The following is a 20,180-nucleotide window of genomic DNA, read 5'->3' as shown; positions in this document are numbered from 1 at the left end:
GTTACCGCCGATAAAAAAGCCTGCTCTCGCAGGCTTTATACATTTTAATTCAACATATTACGAATCACGTAGTGCAGAATACCATCGTTTTGGTAGTAAGTTAGCTCCGTCGCGGTATCGATACGGCAGCGGCATAAAATCACCTCTTTACGTCCATCTGAGCGAACCATATTCACCGGTACTGTTGCGCCCGGCTTGATGTTTTGCAGGTCCGTAATATCGATCGCTTCCTCACCTGTTAGCCCCAGCGTTTTGCGCGTGACGCCCTGCGGAAATTCCAGCGGCAAAATCCCCATACCAATCAGGTTAGAACGGTGAATTCGCTCAAAGGACTCAGCGATAACTACGCGAATCCCCAGCAAGCGCGGGCCTTTTGCCGCCCAGTCGCGACTGGAGCCAGAGCCATACTCTTTCCCGGCAATAACCGCCAGGGGGATATTCTCCTGTTGATATTGCATAGCCGCATCATAGATAGCCACTACCTCGGTTCCCGGCAAATGACGCGTCATCCCACCTTCCACGCCGGGTACCATCTCATTACGAATACGAATATTGGCAAAGGTACCGCGCATCATCACTTCATGATTCCCGCGTCGTGAACCATAGGAGTTAAAATCTTTACGCTCAACGCCGTGGCTTTGCAGATAACGACCTGCCGGGCTATCCGGCTTAATACTGCCGGCAGGAGAAATATGGTCGGTGGTGACGGAATCCCCAAGCATCGCGAGGATACGCGCACCATGAATGTCCTGGACCGGATCCGGCGTAGCCTGCATGCCATCGAAGAACGGCGACAAGCGGATATAAGTTGAGTCAGACTGCCAACCATAGGTATCAGCCCGATCAACCTGGATAGCTTTCCATTCTGGCGTGCCTTCAAAGACTTCAGCGTACTCTTTATGGAACATGGCGGTAGAAACCTGCTCCACGGCACGGGCAATTTCCTGAGCCGTCGGCCAGATATCTTTCAGATAAACGGGATCGCCCTTTTTGTCATGGCCTAACGGATCTTTCGTCAGATTGATATTCATATTCCCTGCTAGCGCATATGCCACCACCAGCGGCGGAGACGCCAACCAGTTGGTCTTCACGAGCGGATGGATACGCCCCTCAAAGTTTCGGTTGCCGGAAAGTACGGCGCCAACGGTGAGATCGCCTTTTTTGATGGCTGTCTCGATAGGATCGGGTAACGGACCCGAGTTACCAATACAGGTGGTACAGCCATAACCTACAAGGTTAAATCCCAGCTCATCAAGGTACGGCGTGAACCCAGCCTGCGCCAGATAATCAGACACCACCTTCGAACCTGGCGCCAGCGAGGCTTTCACCCAAGGCTGACGTTTCAGACCAAGTGTCACTGCTTTTTTCGCCAGCAGTCCCGCCGCCATTAATACGCTTGGGTTAGAGGTGTTGGTACAGGAAGTTATAGCTGCTATCACCACCGCACCGTCCGGCAGCTTATACTGCTGGCCGCTCATGGTGTAGTCCACGGGCTGACGGTCTTTCAGCGAGCTATTTACTTCGAGTTCATTGCTCGCCGAAAACGCTTTCGGAACATCAGCCAGTGCCACCCGATCCTGCGGGCGCTTCGGTCCGGCAAGACTAGCTTCCACACTGCCCATATCCAGCTCCAGTGAACTGGTAAATACGGGTTCATCCCCTGGATTACGCCACATTCCCTGCGCTTTAGCATAGGCGCTGACCAACTCAACCTGCTCCTCACTGCGTCCACTCAGACGCATATATTCAAGAGTGATGCCATCGATCGGGAAGAAACCGCAGGTTGCGCCGTATTCCGGCGACATGTTAGCAATGGTTGCCCGATCGGCCAGCGGTAAGGTGTCGAGGCCATCACCATAGAATTCAACAAATTTACCGACCACGCCGTGCTTACGCAGCATCTGGGTAACGGTTAAAACCAGGTCGGTAGCGGTGATACCTTCCCGCAGTTTGCCCACTAGTTTAAAGCCCACAACATCCGGGATAAGCATAGAGACCGGTTGACCCAGCATTGCTGCTTCAGCCTCAATGCCTCCAACGCCCCATCCCAGCACACCGAGACCATTAATCATTGTCGTATGGGAATCGGTACCGACCAGCGTATCGGGATAAGCCACCCACTCACCGTCCTGTAACTCGCTCCAGACGGCTTTGCCAAGGTATTCAAGGTTTACCTGGTGGCAAATCCCCGTTCCCGGCGGTACAACGCTGAAGCGACTAAATGCCTGCTGTCCCCATTTCAGGAACACATAACGTTCATGGTTACGTTCCATTTCCAGGCGAACGTTTTCTTCGAAAGCATCATCATCACCAAAACGGTCCACCGTTACCGAGTGGTCAATGACAAGGTCCACTGGCGAAAGCGGATTCACTTTTGCCGTATCTCCCCCCAGACGTTTCACAGCTTCGCGCATGGCGGCAAGATCGACCACCGCCGGAACGCCGGTAAAATCCTGCATCAGAACACGAGCGGGTCGATAGGCAATTTCACGATCGGCGTGGGCGGTCTTCAGCCAATGTGCGAGAGCATGAATATCATCTTCGGTAACGGAATTACCATCCTGCCAACGAAGCAGGTTTTCCAGCAACACTTTTAGCGATTTGGGTAGTCGGGTGATATCACCCAGTGATTTAGCGGCCAGAGGTAAACTGTAGTAGCGGTAGGTTTTATCTTTAACCTGCAATGTGTCCATACTGGCTTCTCGTAGGGTCGACGACATAGCTCCTCCTTAAATGACAGGGTTGGATCCCCTGATTTTCCTCAGGGTTAGTATTAAAGATAACACAAACAAAATGTAACGCTTTGATAACAACTCAAAATGATAAAAGTAGCGGGCGATATAAAAGCGCGAACTGAGGTCGATGGTGAGGAGGAAGGTCTAGCCGTGTAGATTAATAGGATGAATATTCAGCAGGCAATAGAGCAATGGATAATACGTTGATTAGGTTGTTGATGACGATTACATGGATAAATGATTCGATATTCAAGGCCACAAGGTAATCGTTATTATAAAATACGTACGAATTATTGTTTCTGTTCATCATCATCAGTTAACAGATCAATAAACGCCCGTTGCTCAGGAGAAAGGTTCCAGGATTCGGGTACCTTCTGCCCCTTCTCTGCGACGGTTTTGCTCTCTTGTTCATGGTCATGAGGCGATAGCGTTTCGGTAGAGTGCTGCTCTGGTGCGGACATACTTACCCCCACACATTCCAGGCCACGAGTGCGACAATAATCCAGAATATCGCAGAACCAAGAAATACGGCGAACCAGGCTTTACGTTTCATCACCGGATCCCTGCGTGCTGGCTGGTTTCCTGAAGGCATCGCTAACCTCATACTATCGAAATCACTTATCATTTAGGCACCAAACAATCGGTACAATTAATCATCAGATAGGAGGAATCCTAATAAAAAAGGCGAAAAAAAGCCAGTTAATTTTCAGACTCGTCCTGATAAATAAATCGATTGTTTGATCGGTTATAAATATTTGAAAGGAATTTTTGGCAAGCTGACTAATTTGAAACTACTTTAGAGAACTTTTTCCATAAACTATATATGGTTAATTTATTCACGGTAAATTATCAATTAATTCAGTGTTTCCCGTCGGTATCGCTTTATGCTTATGGATACCGACGAGGTTACAGCCGTTATTATTTCTCAGGCAATTTAATATCTTTAAACATGGCTTCAATATCATCGTTGGAACGCAGCGCCACCGCCGTGTCCACCACATCACGCGTCAAATGCGGCGCGAAACGTTGAATGAAATCATACATGTAACTGCGTAAGAAGGTGCTGCGACGAAAACCAATTTTGGTGGTGCTATGGCTGAAGATATCGTGAGCATCCACGCGTACCAGGTCAGGATCGGAAACAGGATCAACCGCCATACTGGCAATTACACCCACGCCAAGGCCCAGACGAACATAGGTTTTAATGACATCAGCATCGGTCGCGGTAAAGACAATACGTGGCTCCAGACCCGCGCGGTTGAACGCGGTGTCCAGCTCCGAGCGTCCGGTAAAACCAAACGTGTAGGTCACCAGCGGATACTGTGCCAGTTCCTCAATAGAAACCGAAGATTTTCCCGCCAACGGATGATCCGGCGTGACGACGATTGAGCGGTTCCAGTGGTAGCAAGGTAACATCACCAGGTCGTCATACAGGTGCAAAGCTTCCGTCGCGATAGCAAAATCTGCATTTCCTTTCGAAACGGCTTCGGCGATTTGCGTCGGCGATCCCTGGTGCATATGCAATGAGACGCGAGGATAGCGCTCAATAAAACCTTTAATCACGTTCGGTAAAGCGTAACGCGCCTGAGTATGCGTAGTGGCGATATATAACGAGCCTTTGTCCGGCCAGGTATGTTCGCCAGCAACGGACTTAATGGCATCCACCTTCGACAGAACTTCTCGCGCAATACGAATAACTTCCTGCCCTGCTGGCGTAACCTGCGTCAGGTGCTTACCGCTACGGGCGAAAATCTGGATGCCAAGTTCATCTTCCAGCATACGAACTTGCTTACTGATACCGGGCTGCGAGGTATAAAGCCCTTCCGCTGTTGAGGAGACATTAAGGTTGTGGTTCACCACCTCAACAATGTAGCGAAGCTGCTGTAATTTCATGTTATGCCATCCCGATTCGCGCCATCAAATCATCGTTTCAATGCAGGCTCGCGGGCGCTGCTAATACGATTTAATAATAAAAAGTCTGTTAACTATAACCACTATATCATTTCTATGTACGCTGTATAGGTATGACAAAAAATAATATGCGAGAAACAAAAAGGGCCGCTTACGCGACCCTTTGAGGAGAAATTCAGCCGAAACGCTGTTATTTCTTCCCTTCTACCCATTTGCCGTCAACGAAGAACGCGGACCAGCCAGTCGCCTTACCGTCTTTCTCAGCGGCAACGTATTGCTGCTTGGTTTTACGGCTGAAACGAACCATGGACTTGTTACCATCCGGATCAGTTTGCGGCGCATCTGCCAGATAACGCAGTTTTTCCGGCAGGCGATCGCGGAAGCGGTACAACTCTTCCACCAACGGCGCACGAGTCTCACGTGATTTCGGGAACGTATTGGCCGCCAGGAAGATACCTGCAGCACCATCACGTAACACGAAATACGCGTCAGATTTTTCACACGGCAGTTCCGGCAACGGAACCGGGTCTTCTTTCGGCGGAGCGACTTCACCGTTACGCAGGATCTTACGGGTGTTTTTGCACTCGTCGTTAGTACACGCCATGTACTTGCCGAAACGTCCCATTTTCAGGTGCATTTCAGAACCACATTTTTCGCACTCGACGATAGGACCGTCATAACCCTTGATACGGAACTCGCCCTCTTCGATCTCGTAGCCGTCGCAGGTTGGGTTATTACCACACACATGCAATTTACGCTTAGGATCGATAAGATAACTGTCCATTGCCGTACCGCACTTCTGGCAGCGGCGTTTGGCGCGCAATGCGTTCGTTTCCGCGTCGTCGCCTTCCAGCACGTTCAATACTTCGTTTTCCGGCACCAGGTTAATGGTGGTTTTGCAACGCTCTTTCGGGGAAAGTGCGTAGCCGGAGCAACCAAGGAAAACGCCGGTACTGGCGGTACGAATACCCATTTTGCGTCCGCAGGTCGGGCAATCAATGCTGGTCAGCACCATCTGGTTCGGACGCATACCGCCTTCTTCAGGATCTTTCTCGGCTTTATCCAGTTGCTGAGTAAAATCAGTGAAGAAGTTGTCGAGTACGCCCTTCCATTCGGCTTCTTTATTCGCCACCTGGTCGAGGCTATCTTCCATCTGCGCGGTAAAATCGTAGTTCATCAGTTCGCGGAAGTTTTCTTCCAGACGATCGGTGACGATTTCACCCATTTTTTCAGCGTAAAAGCGACGGTTTTCAACGCGAACATAACCGCGATCCTGAATCGTAGAAATGATCGACGCATAGGTAGATGGGCGACCAATGCCACGCTTTTCAAGCTCTTTAACCAGCGAAGCTTCACTGAAGCGCGCAGGCGGTTTAGTAAAGTGCTGTGCTGGCGTCAGTTCGATAAGCGTCAGGGTATCGCCTTTGTCCACCGCCGGTAAGATGCGATCTTCATCGCCTTTACGCAACGCTGGCATCACTTTCGTCCAGCCATCGAAGCGCAGAATACGACCGCGCGCCTTCAGGCGGAAATCACCCGCACCCACGGTGAGCGTGGTGGAATCGTATTTAGCTGGGGTCATCTGACAGGCAACAAACTGGCGCCAGATCAGCTGATACAGTTTTTGCGCATCAGCTTCCATATCTTTCAGCGATTCCGCCTGTACGGCGACATCAGAAGGACGGATAGCTTCGTGCGCTTCCTGCGAGTTCTCTTTGCTGGCGTACTGGTTCGCGTTTTCCGGCAAATATTTTTTACCAAAATTATCGCTGATGTAATCGCGAACCATGGTCACTGCATCCTGGCTCAGGTTGGTTGAGTCAGTACGCATGTAAGTGATGTAACCCGCTTCATACAAACGCTGCGCCATCATCATGGTTTTCTTCACACCGAAGCCGAGACGCGTGCTCGCAGCCTGCTGTAGCGTGGAGGTAATGAACGGTGCGCCCGGCTTGCTGCTGGTCGGTTTATCTTCACGTTCCAATACGCTATAGCGCGCTTTTTCCAACAGGCTAACAGCGGCAAGCGTTTGTTCCCGATTTACGGGACGGAACGGCTTATCATTTTGATGCGTCACCTCAAGCGGCAACGCGTCGCCGCCCGGCGTGGTCGTATTAGCATCAATTTCCCAGAACTCTTCTGGAACAAATGCTTTGATTTCGCGTTCACGCTCAACCACCAGGCGCACAGCCACAGACTGTACACGACCAGCTGACAGACCGCGTGCAATTTTTTTCCACAGCAGTGGCGACACCATATAGCCCACAACACGGTCCATAAAGCGGCGCGCCTGTTGCGCATTAACACGATCGATGTTCAACTCGCCCGGTTTTTCAAACGCCTGGCGAATAGCATTTTTGGTAATTTCATTAAACACCACGCGGCTGTAGCGGGTGTCGTCGCCACCGATGACTTCCCGCAGGTGCCATGCAATGGCTTCCCCTTCGCGGTCAAGGTCAGTTGCGAGATAGATGTGGTCGGCTTTTTCAGCCAGTTGCTTCAGTTCAGAAACAACTTTCTCTTTACCAGGCAGCACTTCATAGCGCGCATCCCAGTTGTGCCACGGGTCAACACCCATACGGTTGACGAGAGCGCCACGTTCATCCTTTTTGGGCTTTTTAGCCGTTTTGGTGGAGGTTGAGTCGGCGCTCTTTTTAGTTGCTGAGCCACTGGTCGGCAAATCACGGATATGACCGACGCTGGATTTCACCACGTAGTCATTACCCAGATACTTGTTGATCGTTTTGGCTTTTGCCGGGGACTCAACGATGACAAGAGCTTTACCCATATTCACCTTTACCTAATTTGATTCTTCCAGAATGCGTCGCACGTTGATTCACCTTCCACTGGCGACGAGACATCGATATGGTCTCTGCGTCGGCGGATATCAACCCTTTAAACTGATTCGCGCTTGTAATGTAACTCTCATGTAACTGAGTTAACAGGCTTTTTTTCTCACAAACGCTCTAGCACGACGAAGTATTGGTCGAATGTCAAGCAAATCTGTTGCCAGATTGACGAAAGCGTCACACTGTACCTGATAAAATGCGTTACGCAACTTTATTAGCATGCAAAAACAAATCTCGCCAGTTGCAACACTGTCGTAAAACCTTCATTTATGTCAGGGAATATTTGCCCATAAGGCGGGCTCAGCGTAGACTAATGTCCTTGTTTAAGGAGTAAATCATGCATAAAGACACTCAACCCATCGATCGCGAAACACTGCTGATTGAAGCCAACAAAATCATTCGTGAGCATGAGGACACGCTGGCGGGGATTGTCGCCACCGGCGTTACGCAGCGAAACGGCGTGCTGGTTTTCAGCGGAGATTACTTTTTAGACGAACAAGGGCTACCAACGCCCAAAAGTACGGCGGTGTTTAATATGTTTAAACACCTAGCGCACGTACTTTCCGAAAAGTATCACTTGATCGATTAACACGAGTAATAATTTGCCGGATGGCGGCATCGGCTTATCCAGCCTATATTGATGCATATTTGTAGGCCGGATAGGAGATATGTGAGCATCGCTATCCGGCAATGACAATTTTACATCAGTGGCTTCTGCCCCCGCTGCCACCAGCGCATCAGCAAACGATCGGCGCTCTCCGCCGCACTACCGGTAAAACGATCCATCAGCTTTTTACGCTGCAGATAGCGAACGTTCAACACTTCACGACCGTCCATCAGCCCGAGGATCACCTCATCGCTGGTATTGATCTCATCCACCAGCCCATTTGCCAGCGCCTGTTGACCAAACCAGTGTTCACCGGTGGCAACCTGCTCAATGTCCAGAGTCGGACGCATGCGCTGCACAAAATCTTTAAACAGATGATGCGTTTCGTTCAGATCTTCGCGGAATTTCTGCCGCCCTTCTTCCGTGTTTTCACCGAGTAAGGTCAACGTACGCTTATACTGTCCGGCAGTGTGCAGTTCGATATCAATATCTTTCCCTTTCAGGAAGCGGTTAAAGTTCGGGATCTGCGCCACCACGCCAATTGAGCCGACGATAGCAAACGGCGCCGAGACAATTTTATCCGCCACGCAGGCCATCATATATCCGCCGCTCGCAGCGACTTTATCTACCGTAACGGTCAGCGGGATCTGCTTATCGCGCAGACGTTGTAACTGGGACGCAGCCAGGCCATAACCATGTACCACACCACCCGGACTTTCCAGACGAACCACCACTTGATCCTGAGGTTTAACAACCGCCAGCACAGCCGTCACCTCTTCGCGTAATGCGCTGACCTCATGGGCATCCATACTGCCTTTAAAATCAAGCACCCATACACGAGGTTTATCTGATGACGTACTGTCACCCAGTTTCGCTTTTGCCTTAGCCGCTTTCGCCTCTAGCTTTTGTTTCTTTTTCTGCGCCTTATGCCAGAATTTTTGCTGATGCCCATCCAATAAGGCTAGCGACAGGTCTTCCTTCATCTCTTTATATTGATCGCTGAGGTTAATAACCCGCAATTCCCCACGCTGACGTTTGCGTTGTGTCGCGTTTACGATCAGCATCACCACCACTGCAATAGCCACCACGACAGTGACAATTTTTGCCAAAAACAACCCATATTCAGACAACAATTCCACGAGATCCACCTTGGTTAAACAACGCGACTTCCGCTCAGTGTACAACAGGCGTGTCACCTCGTCTTGCTTCATACATCCAGTGCTGAATCAGTAAAAAGCATGACAAAGCGTTCATTTTGCGGTGTTATTGCCTTTGGCTGATTGAAAAAGTACAGGGTTTAAGGCATAAAGCCCAAAAGTTATCGCGAACGAGATATCCAGGACGTCGCCGAGGAGTTGCCGTGCATTACCAACCTAAACAAGACCTTCTACAGGGCCGCATTATTCTTATCACCGGTGCCAGCGATGGTATCGGACGCGAGGCCGCGCAGACCTATGCACGCTATGGCGCGACAGTTATCCTGCATGGGCGTAACGAAGAAAAACTGCGTCAGGTTGCCCGCACTATCGCCGATGAAAACGGAACACAACCACAGTGGTTTACACTGGATCTACTGACCTGTACCTCTGAAGAATGTCACCAGCTTGCGCAGCGCATTGCTGCACATTTCCCGCGTCTGGATGGCGTACTGCATAACGCCGGATTACTCGGCGATATTTGTCCAATGAGTGAACAAAACCCGCAGATCTGGCAGGATGTGATGCAGGTAAATGTAAATGCCACTTTTATGCTGACTCAGGCATTGCTGCCGTTGTTACTCAAATCCGATGCCGGATCGCTGGTCTTTACCTCTTCCAGTGTCGGTCGCCAGGGACGCGCCAATTGGGGAGCATATGCCACCTCAAAATTTGCGACCGAAGGGATGATGCAGGTTCTGGCTGATGAGTATCAAAACCGTCATCTGCGCGTAAACTGTATCAATCCTGGTGGGACGCGAACTGGCATGCGAGCCAGCGCATTCCCAACGGAAGATCCGCAAAAATTGAAAACTCCCGCCGATATTATGCCGCTCTACCTGTGGCTGATGGGCGATGACAGCCGCCGTAAAACCGGTATGACTTTTGATGCCCAGCCGGGCCGTAAACCAGGAATTGCCCAATGAGTGAAGAACGCTATCAGCAACGTCAACAGCGCGTAAAAGATCGGGTTGACGCACGCGTTGCCGCAGCGAAAGATGAGCGCGGAATTATCATCGTGTTCACCGGAAATGGTAAGGGTAAAACCACCGCCGCATTCGGTACCGCCACGCGCGCGGTGGGCCATGGTAAAAAAGTCGGCGTCGTACAATTTATTAAAGGTACGTGGCCAAACGGAGAACGTAACTTACTTGAACCCCACGGCGTAGAGTTTCAGGTTATGGCGACAGGATTTACCTGGGAAACGCAGAACCGCGAGTCTGACACCGCAGCCTGTATGGCCGTGTGGGAACATGGCAAGCGGATGCTGTCCGACGATGAACTGGATATGGTGATACTGGATGAGCTGACCTACATGGTGGCATACGACTATCTGCCGCTTGAAGAGGTCATCAATGCCCTGAACGCGCGCCCAGCCCATCAAACGGTCATTATCACCGGCCGTGGATGTCATCGCGATATTCTGGAGTTAGCAGATACAGTCAGCGAGCTGCGCCCGGTCAAGCATGCGTTTGAAGCGGGCGTGAAAGCCCAACCAGGGATCGATTATTGAGTGTAGGCCGGATAAGGCGTTTGCGCTGTATCCGGCTCCACGCTAACGCCTGATGGCGCTTTGCTTATCAGGCCTGGTTATGATTAACCGTTGTTGCTGCGACCACCCGGACGACGGCTGCTGCCAACCTGAGAGTGGCGCTTCACCGCACGACGGATCTGATTCGCCTTCATGCGACGACGATCTTTCTCGACGGCCACTTTAGAGGTCGTTTCCGGCTTCAGCTCCACCAGTTCACGCAGATAGTTGGTCTGAGCAAGATCAAGCTCTGTCCAGCCACCACGCGGCAGGCCTTTCGGCAGCGGGATATCACCGTAACGGACACGAATCAGACGGCTTACCTGTACACCTACAGCTTCCCACAGGCGGCGGACTTCACGGTTACGCCCTTCGGTCAGCGTGACGTTATACCACTGGTTGATCCCTTCACCACCGCTGAACTTGATCGTTTTAAATGCCGCCGGACCATCTTCCAGCTGCACGCCACGACTCAGATCGCGCAGTTTTGCATCATCAACCTGACCAAACACACGTACCGCATATTCACGCTCAACTTCGCGGCTTGGGTGCATCAGACGGTTAGCCAGTTCACCATCGGTGGTAAACAGCAGTAAACCGCAGGTATTCACGTCCAGACGCCCTACGGCAATCCAGCGCGCATCACGCAGTTTTGGTAAACGATCAAACACGGTCGGACGACCTTCTGGGTCGTTTCGGGTACACAGTTCGCCTTCTGGCTTGTAATAGGCCAGAACACGGCAGATTTGCTCCGCAGACTCTTTAACCGAAATCAGATGACCGTCGATACGGATTTTCAGACCCGGAGTGACTTCAACGCGATCGCCGAGCGTGGCAATTTTGCCATCAACGCTCACGCGACCCGCGGCAATAATAGATTCGATTTCACGGCGAGAACCGTGGCCAGCACGCGCCAGCACTTTTTGTAACTTTTCGCTCATAGAGCTTCCTTTAGGTGTCGCCTTCACAGGCGTCGAACAGGAGAATCAACGGCGCCAGTCAGCGCCATTTTAAGGCCGCGTAGTATAGCGGTTCGCGCCCTTATAAGAAAGGTTTAACGTCACCGACGCCTTCACGCAACACCACCGGAGAATCGTCGGTTAAATCAATGACCGTGGTCGGCTGCTGGCCGAGATATCCGCCGTGGATAATTAAATCCACCTGTTTCTCCAGGCGGTCTTTAATTTCTTCCGGATCTGACTCGGTAAATTCGCTACCCGGCAGCATCAGTGACGTGGAGAGCATCGGCTCGCCCAGCGCTTCAAGCAGCGCCAGTGCTATCGGGTTTGAGGGTACGCGCAGGCCGATGGTCTTACGTTTTTCTTGCAACAAGCGGCGCGGAACCTCTTTCGTCCCCTTCAGAATGAAGGTGTAGTTGCCCGGCGTGTTGTTTTTAATTAAACGGAAGGCCACGTTGTCGACAAATGAATAGGTCGACAGTTCAGACAGGTCACGGCACATCAGCGTAAAGTTGTGCCCGTCCGGCAGGTGACGGATGCGGCAAATGCGCTCCATTGCGCCTTTATCTTCAATTTTGCAGCCCAACGCATAGCCGGAATCGGTTGGATAGACGATCACCCCACCTTTACGCACGATTTCAACGGCCTGATTGATCAGGCGCTGCTGCGGATTTTCGGGATGAATATAAAAAAACTGGCTCATACTTTCCTCTCTGTGATCTCGGGCTGCTCCCAAAGTTGCCAGACGCCTTCTACGCCTGCGGGCAACCAAAGTTTACGACCCAACTCAATCCACGGGCAGGGTAGATGAAAATCAGACCCTTGCGATGCCCACAATTGATGCTGACGCGCAAGCGTCGCCAGATGGGTGCGTTCATTGGGAGACTGCTGACACTGCGCTACTTCCATCGCGTCGCCGCGATGTTCAGCAAAATGTGCAACCAGTCTTTTCAGCCACTTAGCGCTAAGATCGTACCGCCCAGGATGAGCCAGAACAGCCTTACCGCCAGAATGATGAATGACATCAATAGCTTGTTCTATTGTACACCACTGTGGCGGAACGTAACCGGTTTTCCCACGGGCAAGATATTTTTTAAAGACATCCGCCATGGTTGTGGCTTTGCCACATTCCACCAGGAAACGCGCAAAATGGCCCCGCGTAACCGCCCCGCCATCAGCCAGGCGCAACGCCCCTTCCCACGCGCCGGGGATATGCGCTTTGTCGAGTCGTTCGGCAATCAGGCGCGCACGCTGCTGACGACGTTCCGTTTGTTGCGCCAGAAAATCGCACATCATGGGATGGGCGATATCAATGTTCAGACCCACTATATGGATCTCATGGTTTTCCCAGACAGTTGATATCTCGACACCAGGGATCAAATTTAACGCTAATCCCGAACGTGAAATTTCTTCTCTTGCCGCCGCAATGCCCGCCGTGGTGTCATGATCGGTGATCGCCAGTGTACCGACTCGCATCTCTACCGCACGGTGTACTAAGGCTTCTGGGGTTAATCGCCCATCGGAGGCTGTAGTATGACTATGCAGGTCATAAATCACTGCGTAATTCGTGTCGCTCAAGGCGGCTCCCGTTTCAATAAATGTCGTAACACGCCCATCATAGCGGTTTCGGCAAATATACTGAAATCAGGTGTTGACTTTATCCCACCGAACTAGTTAACTAGTACGCAAGTTCACATGAAGAAGGTATCTGCAATGAAAGCAACATTTTTTCTGCACGGTTGGTGGCGCACTTCCTGATTTCGGGCAGTGTCTTACGTCTGCAATTTGCAACCAGATACCCGGCCCGCCTAATGAGCGGGCTTTTTTTTGAACAAAATTAATGAGAATAACGATGCAAACACAAAAACCGATACTCGAACTGCTTGCCTGCGATGCCGCCTACCGTGAGAATCCGACATCGCTGTTTCATCAGGTGTGTGGCGCACGTCCGGCAACGCTGCTGCTGGAATCTGCAGATATCGACAGCAAAGACGATCTGAAGAGCTTGCTGCTAGTCGACAGCGCATTGCGCATTACCGCTCTCGGTGACACTGTCACTATTCAGGCGTTATCCACAAACGGCGCATCGCTGCTGCCCTTGCTGGATGCTGCCCTGCCCGCTGGCGTTGAGAATGAAAAACAGACGAATGGTCGTCATCTGCGATTCCCTGCCGTCAGCCCGCTGTTGGATGAAGACGCCCGTTTATGTTCTCTTTCCGTATTTGATGCTTTTCGCTTACTGCAGGGGCTGGTGAATGTTCCTGTGCAAGAACGTGAAGCGATGTTCTTCGGCGGTCTGTTTTCCTACGACCTGGTTGCCGGTTTTGAAGATTTACCTCAGCTTGAAGCGGGCAACCGTTGTCCTGACTACTGCTTCTATCTGGCAGAAACGCTGATGGTTATCGACCACCAGAAAAAAAGCACCCGAATTCAGGCCAGTGTTTTTACCCCCAATGATGCGGAGAAACAGCGTCTTAACGCCCGTCTGGCGCAGCTGAGCCAACAGCTTACCGAGCCTGCGCCGCCGCTGCCCGTTACTGAAGTCCCGCAGATGCGCTGCGAATGCAATCAGAGCGATGAAGAGTTTGGCGCCGTGGTGCGTGGGATGCAAAAAGCGATTCGCGCGGGCGAAATTTTCCAGGTAGTTCCGTCCCGCCGTTTCTCGCTACCCTGCCCGTCACCGCTGGCAGCCTACTATGTGCTGAAGAAAAGTAACCCCAGCCCATACATGTTTTTCATGCAGGACAACGATTTTACGCTGTTTGGCGCCTCCCCGGAAAGCTCGCTGAAATACGATGCCACCAGCCGCCAGATTGAGATCTATCCGATTGCCGGCACTCGTCCGCGCGGTCGTCGTGCGGACGGTTCGCTTGACCGCGACCTTGACAGCCGTATCGAGCTGGAAATGCGTACCGACCATAAAGAGCTTTCTGAGCACCTGATGCTGGTTGACCTTGCGCGTAATGACCTGGCGCGCATCTGTACGCCTGGCAGCCGCTATGTTGCTGACCTCACCAAAGTCGATCGTTACTCCTTCGTTATGCACCTGGTTTCACGCGTGGTCGGCGAGCTGCGTAACGATCTGGATGTGCTGCACGCTTACCGCGCCTGTATGAATATGGGCACGTTAAGCGGAGCGCCAAAAGTTCGCGCTATGCAGCTTATCGCCGAGGCAGAAGGTCGTCGCCGTGGCAGCTACGGCGGCGCGGTAGGTTACTTCACGGCTCATGGCGATCTGGATACCTGTATTGTCATTCGTTCCGCCCTCGTGGAAGACGGTATTGCCACCGTACAAGCCGGTGCCGGAATTGTTCTGGATTCTGTACCGCAGTCTGAAGCCGATGAAACCCGTAATAAAGCGCGCGCGGTTCTGCGTGCTATCGCCACCGCGCACCACGCACAGGAGACCTTCTAATGGCTGACATTCTGCTGCTCGATAATATCGACTCTTTTACCTATAACCTGGCGGATCAGCTGCGTACTAATGGTCACAACGTGGTGATTTACCGCAACCATATTCCGGCCCAGACGTTGATTGACCGCTTAGCAACGATGAAAAATCCTGTGCTGATGCTCTCTCCAGGCCCAGGTGCGCCAAGCGAAGCAGGTTGCATGCCGGAGCTGTTAACCCGTCTGCGCGGCAAGCTGCCAATCATCGGCATTTGTCTGGGACATCAGGCCATTGTTGAGGCCTATGGTGGATATGTGGGCCAGGCTGGAGAAATCCTGCACGGCAAAGCGTCCAGCATTGAACACGACGGTCAGGCAATGTTTGCTGGTCTGGCTAATCCGCTGCCGGTGGCACGCTATCATTCGCTGGTTGGCAGCAACGTTCCGGCAGGATTAACCATTAACGCCCACTTTAACGGCATGGTGATGGCGGTGCGTCACGATACCGATCGCGTCTGCGGCTTCCAGTTCCATCCGGAGTCCATTCTGACCACCCAGGGCGCGCGTCTGTTGGAACAAACGCTGGCCTGGGCGCAACAGAAGCTTGAACAAACCAATACGCTGCAACCAATTCTGGAGAAACTGTACCAGGCGCAGACGCTGTCTCAGCAGGAAAGCCACCAGCTGTTCTCCGCCGTGGTCCGCGGTGAACTGAAGCCGGAACAACTGGCTGCGGCGCTGGTGAGCATGAAAATCCGTGGCGAACACCCGAATGAAATTGCCGGTGCGGCAACCGCGCTACTAGAAAACGCCGCTCCGTTCCCGCGTCCTGATTATCTGTTTGCCGATATTGTCGGTACCGGCGGCGACGGCAGCAACAGCATCAATATTTCTACCGCGAGCGCCTTTGTTGCAGCGGCTTGCGGACTGAAAGTTGCCAAACACGGCAACCGCAGCGTCTCCAGCAAGTCAGGCTCTTCGGATCTGTTAGCGGCATTTGGCATCAATCTGGATATGAACGCCGACAAATCACGTCAGGCGCTTGACGATCTCGGCGTGTGTTTTCTGTTTGCGCCGAAATACCACACCGGTTTTCGCCATGCCATGCCGGTACGCCAGCAGTTGAAAACCCGCACGCTGTTTAACGTGCTCGGCCCGTTGATTAACCCGGCACATCCGCCGCTGGCGCTGATCGGCGTTTACAGCCCGGAGCTGGTGCTGCCGATTGCCGAAACGCTGCGCGTGCTCGGATATCAGCGGGCAGCCGTAGTGCACAGTGGTGGCATGGACGAAGTTTCGCTGCATGCACCGACCATTGTGGCAGAGTTGCACGATGGGGAAATCAAGAGTTATCAACTGACGGCAGAAGATTTTGGCCTGACGCCTTACCACCAGGAACAGCTGGCTGGCGGCACGCCGGAAGAAAACCGTGACATTCTTAGTCGCTTGTTACAAGGTAAAGGTGAAGCCGCTCATGAAGCCGCTGTTGCCGCGAATGTCGCCATGTTAATGCGCTTGCACGGTGAAGAAGATTTAAAAGCCAATGCGCAAACCGTGATTAATGTACTGCGCAGCGGTGCGGCCTATGACCGTGTCACTGCACTGGCAGCAAGAGGGTAAATGATGCAAACCGTTTTAGCGAAAATTGTCGCAGACAAGGCGATTTGGGTAGAAGCCCGCAAACAGCAACAACCGCTGGCCAGCTTTCAAAATGATGTTCAACCCAGCTCTCGTGATTTCTACGATGCGCTGCAAGGTGCGCGCACCGCCTTTATTCTGGAATGTAAAAAAGCATCTCCGTCAAAAGGCGTGATCCGTGATGACTTCGATCCGGCACAGATTGCGGGCGTATATAAACATTATGCTTCCGCGATTTCCGTACTGACCGATGAGAAATATTTCCAGGGCAGCTTTGATTTCCTGCCCATCGTCAGCCGCATCGCGCCGCAACCTGTTCTGTGTAAGGACTTTATTATCGATCCTTACCAGATTTACCTGGCGCGTTTCTACCAGGCGGACGCCTGTTTGTTGATGCTGTCGGTCCTCGATGATGAACAATATCGTCAACTCGCCGCCGTCGCCCACAGTTTGAAAATGGGCGTACTGACCGAAGTCAGTAATGAAGAAGAGCTGGAGCGTGCTATCGCACTGGGCGCCAAAGTCGTTGGTATCAACAACCGCGATTTACGCGACTTGTCGATTGATTTGAATCGCACCCGCCAGCTTGCGCCGCGACTGGGCCACGGTGTGACCGTCATCAGCGAGTCCGGGATCAATACCTATGGACAGGTGCGCGAACTCAGCCACTTCGCCAACGGTTTTCTGATTGGTTCCGCGCTGATGTCGCATGATGATCTGCACGCTGCCGTGCGTCGCGTACTGCTCGGCGAGAATAAAGTCTGCGGTTTAACCCGGGCTCAGGATGCCAACGCGGCGTATAAATCTGGCGCGATTTATGGCGGACTGATTTTTGTACCCACATCGCCACGCGCGGTTAGCGTTGAGCAAGCGCGAGAGGTGATGACCGGCGCGCCGCTGCAATACGTCGGGGTGTTTCGCAACACAGATATTATCGACGTACGTGAAACAGCGGCTGCTCTGGGACTCACGGCCGTGCAACTGCATGGTAGCGAAGATCAGGCCTACATAGACGCGCTACGCAATGCGCTACCCGCACAGGTACAAATCTGGAAGGCGCTCAGCGTCAGCGATAAGTTGCCAGCCCGGGATTATCAGCATGTCGATAAATACGTATTCGACAACGGTCAGGGCGGCAGCGGGCAACGCTTCGACTGGTCACTTTTAGGCGGACAATCGCTGGATAACGTATTACTGGCTGGCGGACTTGGCGCAGATAACTGCGTTGACGCGGCAAAAACCGGCTGTGCCGGTCTCGATTTCAATTCTGGCGTAGAGTCACAGCCGGGCATCAAAGATGCACGTCTTCTGGATTCGGTCTTTCAGACGCTGCGCGCATATTAAGGAAAAGGACATGACAACATTACTCAATCCGTATTTTGGTGAATTTGGCGGTATGTATGTGCCACAGATTCTGATGCCTGCCCTGCGCCAGCTGGAAGAAGCTTTTGTCAGCGCGCAAAAAGATCCTGAATTTCAGGCGCAGTTTACAGACCTGCTGAAAAACTATGCGGGTCGCCCAACCGCACTGACCAAGTGCCAGAACATTACTCAAGGCACCAACACGACGCTGTATCTCAAGCGTGAAGATTTGCTGCACGGCGGCGCGCACAAAACCAACCAGGTGCTGGGCCAGGCGTTGTTGGCGAAGCGCATGGGTAAAACGGAAATTATCGCCGAAACAGGCGCGGGGCAGCACGGTGTTGCATCTGCTCTCGCCAGCGCACTACTGGGGTTGAAATGCCGTATTTACATGGGCGCGAAAGATGTTGAACGTCAGTCGCCGAACGTTTTCCGTATGCGTTTGATGGGTGCAGAAGTTATCCCCGTTCACAGCGGTTCCGCAACGCTGAAAGATGCCTGTAACGAAGCGCTGCGCGACTGGTCTGGCAGCTACGATACCGCGCACTATATGCTCGGTACAGCGGCAGGTCCGCACCCCTTCCCGACTATTGTGCGTGAGTTCCAGCGGATGATCGGTGAAGAAACCAAGGCGCAGATTCTGGAAAAAGAAGGTCGTCTGCCGGACGCCGTTATCGCCTGCGTGGGTGGCGGTTCTAACGCCATCGGTATGTTCGCCGATTTTATTAATGAAACCAGCGTCGGTTTGATTGGCGTAGAGCCAGGCGGTCACGGGATTGAGTCTGGAGAACACGGCGCGCCGTTGAAACATGGTCGTGTCGGGATTTACTTCGGCATGAAGTCCCCGATGATGCAGACCGAAGAAGGACAGATTGAAGAGTCTTACTCTGTTTCCGCCGGGCTCGATTTCCCGTCGGTCGGGCCACAGCATGCGTACCTGAACAGCATTGGTCGCGCCGATTATGTTTCAATAACCGATGATGAAGCACTGGAAGCCTTCAAAACGCTGTGTCTGCACGAGGGGATTATTCCGGCACTGGAGTCCTCCCATGCCCTGGCGCACGCGTTGAAAATGATGCGTGAAAATCCGGAAAAAGAGCAGTTACTGGTGGTTAATCTCTCCGGTCGCGGCGACAAAGACATTTTCACCGTACACGATATTCTGAAAGCGCGAGGGGAAATCTGATGGAACGTTACGAAAACCTGTTTGCACAGCTGAAGGACCGCAAAGAAGGTGCTTTTGTCCCCTTCGTAACCCTGGGCGATCCATCTGTTGAGCAGTCACTGAAAATCATTGATACGCTGATTGAAGCTGGTGCCGACGCGCTTGAACTCGGCATTCCGTTCTCCGATCCGCTGGCCGATGGCCCAACCATTCAGGAAGCCACTCTGCGTGCGTTTGCCGCCGGCGTCACACCATCGCAATGCTTTGAAATGCTGGCGCTGATTCGCCAGAAGCATCCGACGATTCCCATTGGGTTGCTGATGTATGCCAACCTGGTCTTCAGCAAGGGCATTGACGAGTTTTACGCCCAGTGCGAAAAAGTGGGTGTGGATTCTGTGTTGGTAGCCGATGTCCCTGTTGAGGAGTCTGCGCCATTCAGAACTGCTGCACTGCGTCACAACATCGCACCGATTTTCATCTGCCCGCCGAACGCTGATGAAGAACTGCTACGCCAGATTGCCTCTTACGGTCGCGGCTACACTTATCTGCTTTCACGTGCAGGCGTGACCGGTGCCGAAAATCGTGCGGCATTACCGCTGCATCATTTGGTTGAAAAGCTGAAACAATATGATGCTCCGCCTTCTTTACAGGGCTTCGGTATCTCTGCGCCTGAACAGGTAGCCGGAGCTATTGAAGCCGGTGCTGCCGGTGCAATTTCCGGCTCGGCAATTGTGAAAATCATTGAGAAAAATGTTGCGGCACCGGAACAGATGCTGGCTGAGCTGAAAGCGTTTGTCAGCACGATGAAAGCCGCCACCCACCAGTAAGTTAAATCAA

18 protein-coding genes and 1 other annotated feature are annotated in these 20,180 nt (G+C 52.3%); of the genes, 9 read left to right on the top strand and 9 right to left on the bottom strand.

The window, feature by feature from the left end:
* Positions 1 to 44: 44 nt before the first annotated feature.
* From acnA to topA, 5 genes are all read right to left on the bottom strand, one after another.
* Positions 45 to 2,720, bottom strand: coding sequence for an aconitate hydratase AcnA (gene acnA, locus OGV71_RS16700; RefSeq protein WP_193863366.1), 2,676 nt, complete (start codon positions 2,718 to 2,720; stop codon positions 45 to 47).
* Between the two features lie 305 nt (positions 2,721 to 3,025).
* Positions 3,026 to 3,196: a YciX family protein gene (locus tag OGV71_RS16695; RefSeq protein WP_008322403.1), complete on the bottom strand. Its 171-nt coding sequence runs from the start codon at positions 3,194 to 3,196 to the stop codon at positions 3,026 to 3,028.
* Positions 3,197 to 3,198: 2 nt separating this feature from the next.
* Complete coding sequence (locus OGV71_RS16690; protein ID WP_213083937.1) at positions 3,199 to 3,339, bottom strand: YmiA family putative membrane protein; 141 nt, start codon at positions 3,337 to 3,339, stop codon at positions 3,199 to 3,201.
* A gap of 314 nt (positions 3,340 to 3,653) precedes the next feature.
* Positions 3,654 to 4,628, bottom strand: coding sequence for an HTH-type transcriptional regulator CysB (gene cysB, locus OGV71_RS16685; RefSeq protein WP_003020610.1), 975 nt, complete (start codon positions 4,626 to 4,628; stop codon positions 3,654 to 3,656).
* Positions 4,629 to 4,836: 208 nt separating this feature from the next.
* Entirely contained in the window at positions 4,837 to 7,434 is a 2,598-nt protein-coding gene (gene topA / locus OGV71_RS16680) for a type I DNA topoisomerase (protein WP_003840713.1), read from the bottom strand.
* Between the two features lie 398 nt (positions 7,435 to 7,832).
* Here topA and OGV71_RS16675 point away from each other — a divergent pair, with 398 nt between their 5' ends.
* Positions 7,833 to 8,084: a YciN family protein gene (locus OGV71_RS16675; RefSeq protein WP_003020616.1), complete on the top strand. Its 252-nt coding sequence runs from the start codon at positions 7,833 to 7,835 to the stop codon at positions 8,082 to 8,084.
* A gap of 110 nt (positions 8,085 to 8,194) precedes the next feature.
* Here OGV71_RS16675 and sohB read toward each other — a convergent pair whose 3' ends face one another.
* Positions 8,195 to 9,241 (bottom strand): protease SohB, encoded by a 1,047-nt coding sequence (gene sohB, locus OGV71_RS16670; RefSeq protein ID WP_032934880.1) that lies wholly within the window; start codon positions 9,239 to 9,241, stop codon positions 8,195 to 8,197.
* Between the two features lie 221 nt (positions 9,242 to 9,462).
* On the opposite strand from sohB, the gene OGV71_RS16665 reads away from it, so the two are divergent.
* Both OGV71_RS16665 and cobO read left to right on the top strand, forming a co-directional pair.
* Positions 9,463 to 10,224, top strand: coding sequence for a YciK family oxidoreductase (locus OGV71_RS16665; protein ID WP_003840709.1), 762 nt, complete (start codon positions 9,463 to 9,465; stop codon positions 10,222 to 10,224).
* Positions 10,221 to 10,811 (top strand): cob(I)yrinic acid a,c-diamide adenosyltransferase, encoded by a 591-nt coding sequence (cobO, locus tag OGV71_RS16660; protein ID WP_177711915.1) that lies wholly within the window; start codon positions 10,221 to 10,223, stop codon positions 10,809 to 10,811. The genes OGV71_RS16665 and cobO overlap by 4 nt, the downstream gene beginning before the upstream one ends.
* Before the next feature lie 83 nt (positions 10,812 to 10,894).
* Here the strand turns inward: cobO and rluB are convergent, their stop codons facing one another.
* The 3 genes from rluB to rnm form a co-directional block, all read right to left on the bottom strand.
* Entirely contained in the window at positions 10,895 to 11,770 is an 876-nt protein-coding gene (gene rluB, locus OGV71_RS16655) for a 23S rRNA pseudouridine(2605) synthase RluB (RefSeq protein WP_003020625.1), read from the bottom strand.
* Between the two features lie 100 nt (positions 11,771 to 11,870).
* A complete protein-coding gene (locus tag OGV71_RS16650) occupies positions 11,871 to 12,491 on the bottom strand; it encodes an L-threonylcarbamoyladenylate synthase (protein WP_003020628.1) in 621 nt (206 codons plus the stop codon).
* A complete protein-coding gene (gene rnm, locus OGV71_RS16645) occupies positions 12,488 to 13,366 on the bottom strand; it encodes an RNase RNM (protein ID WP_032949412.1) in 879 nt (292 codons plus the stop codon). Before rnm ends, OGV71_RS16650 begins: the two co-directional genes overlap by 4 nt.
* Positions 13,367 to 13,501: 135 nt before the next feature.
* Here rnm and trpL point away from each other — a divergent pair, with 135 nt between their 5' ends.
* From trpL to trpA, 6 genes are all read left to right on the top strand, one after another.
* Complete coding sequence (gene trpL / locus OGV71_RS16640; RefSeq protein WP_191229385.1) at positions 13,502 to 13,546, top strand: trp operon leader peptide; 45 nt, start codon at positions 13,502 to 13,504, stop codon at positions 13,544 to 13,546.
* Positions 13,523 to 13,617 (top strand) — a sequence feature (Trp leader region). (Overlaps the previous gene by 24 nt.)
* A gap of 23 nt (positions 13,618 to 13,640) precedes the next feature.
* On the top strand, positions 13,641 to 15,203 hold the full coding sequence (locus tag OGV71_RS16635; protein ID WP_071697396.1) for an anthranilate synthase component 1: 1,563 nt from the start codon (positions 13,641 to 13,643) through the stop codon (positions 15,201 to 15,203).
* On the top strand, positions 15,203 to 16,798 hold the full coding sequence (gene trpD, locus OGV71_RS16630; RefSeq protein ID WP_003020639.1) for a bifunctional anthranilate synthase glutamate amidotransferase component TrpG/anthranilate phosphoribosyltransferase TrpD: 1,596 nt from the start codon (positions 15,203 to 15,205) through the stop codon (positions 16,796 to 16,798). The genes OGV71_RS16635 and trpD overlap by 1 nt, the downstream gene beginning before the upstream one ends.
* Before the next feature lie 3 nt (positions 16,799 to 16,801).
* On the top strand, positions 16,802 to 18,160 hold the full coding sequence (gene trpCF / locus OGV71_RS16625) for a bifunctional indole-3-glycerol-phosphate synthase TrpC/phosphoribosylanthranilate isomerase TrpF (protein ID WP_286533807.1): 1,359 nt from the start codon (positions 16,802 to 16,804) through the stop codon (positions 18,158 to 18,160).
* Between the two features lie 10 nt (positions 18,161 to 18,170).
* A complete protein-coding gene (gene trpB / locus OGV71_RS16620; protein WP_003841283.1) occupies positions 18,171 to 19,364 on the top strand; it encodes a tryptophan synthase subunit beta in 1,194 nt (397 codons plus the stop codon).
* On the top strand, positions 19,364 to 20,170 hold the full coding sequence (trpA, locus tag OGV71_RS16615) for a tryptophan synthase subunit alpha (RefSeq protein WP_003020647.1): 807 nt from the start codon (positions 19,364 to 19,366) through the stop codon (positions 20,168 to 20,170). Before trpB ends, trpA begins: the two co-directional genes overlap by 1 nt.
* Positions 20,171 to 20,180: the final 10 nt, after the last annotated feature.

It is taken from the genome of Citrobacter sp. Cf088, from assembly GCF_030334295.1.
In the GTDB taxonomy this organism is placed as follows: Bacteria; Pseudomonadota; Gammaproteobacteria; order Enterobacterales; family Enterobacteriaceae; genus Citrobacter; species Citrobacter freundii.
The sequence above is the reverse complement of the archived record's forward strand: the minus strand, read 5'-3'. Positions and strand labels throughout refer to the sequence as shown.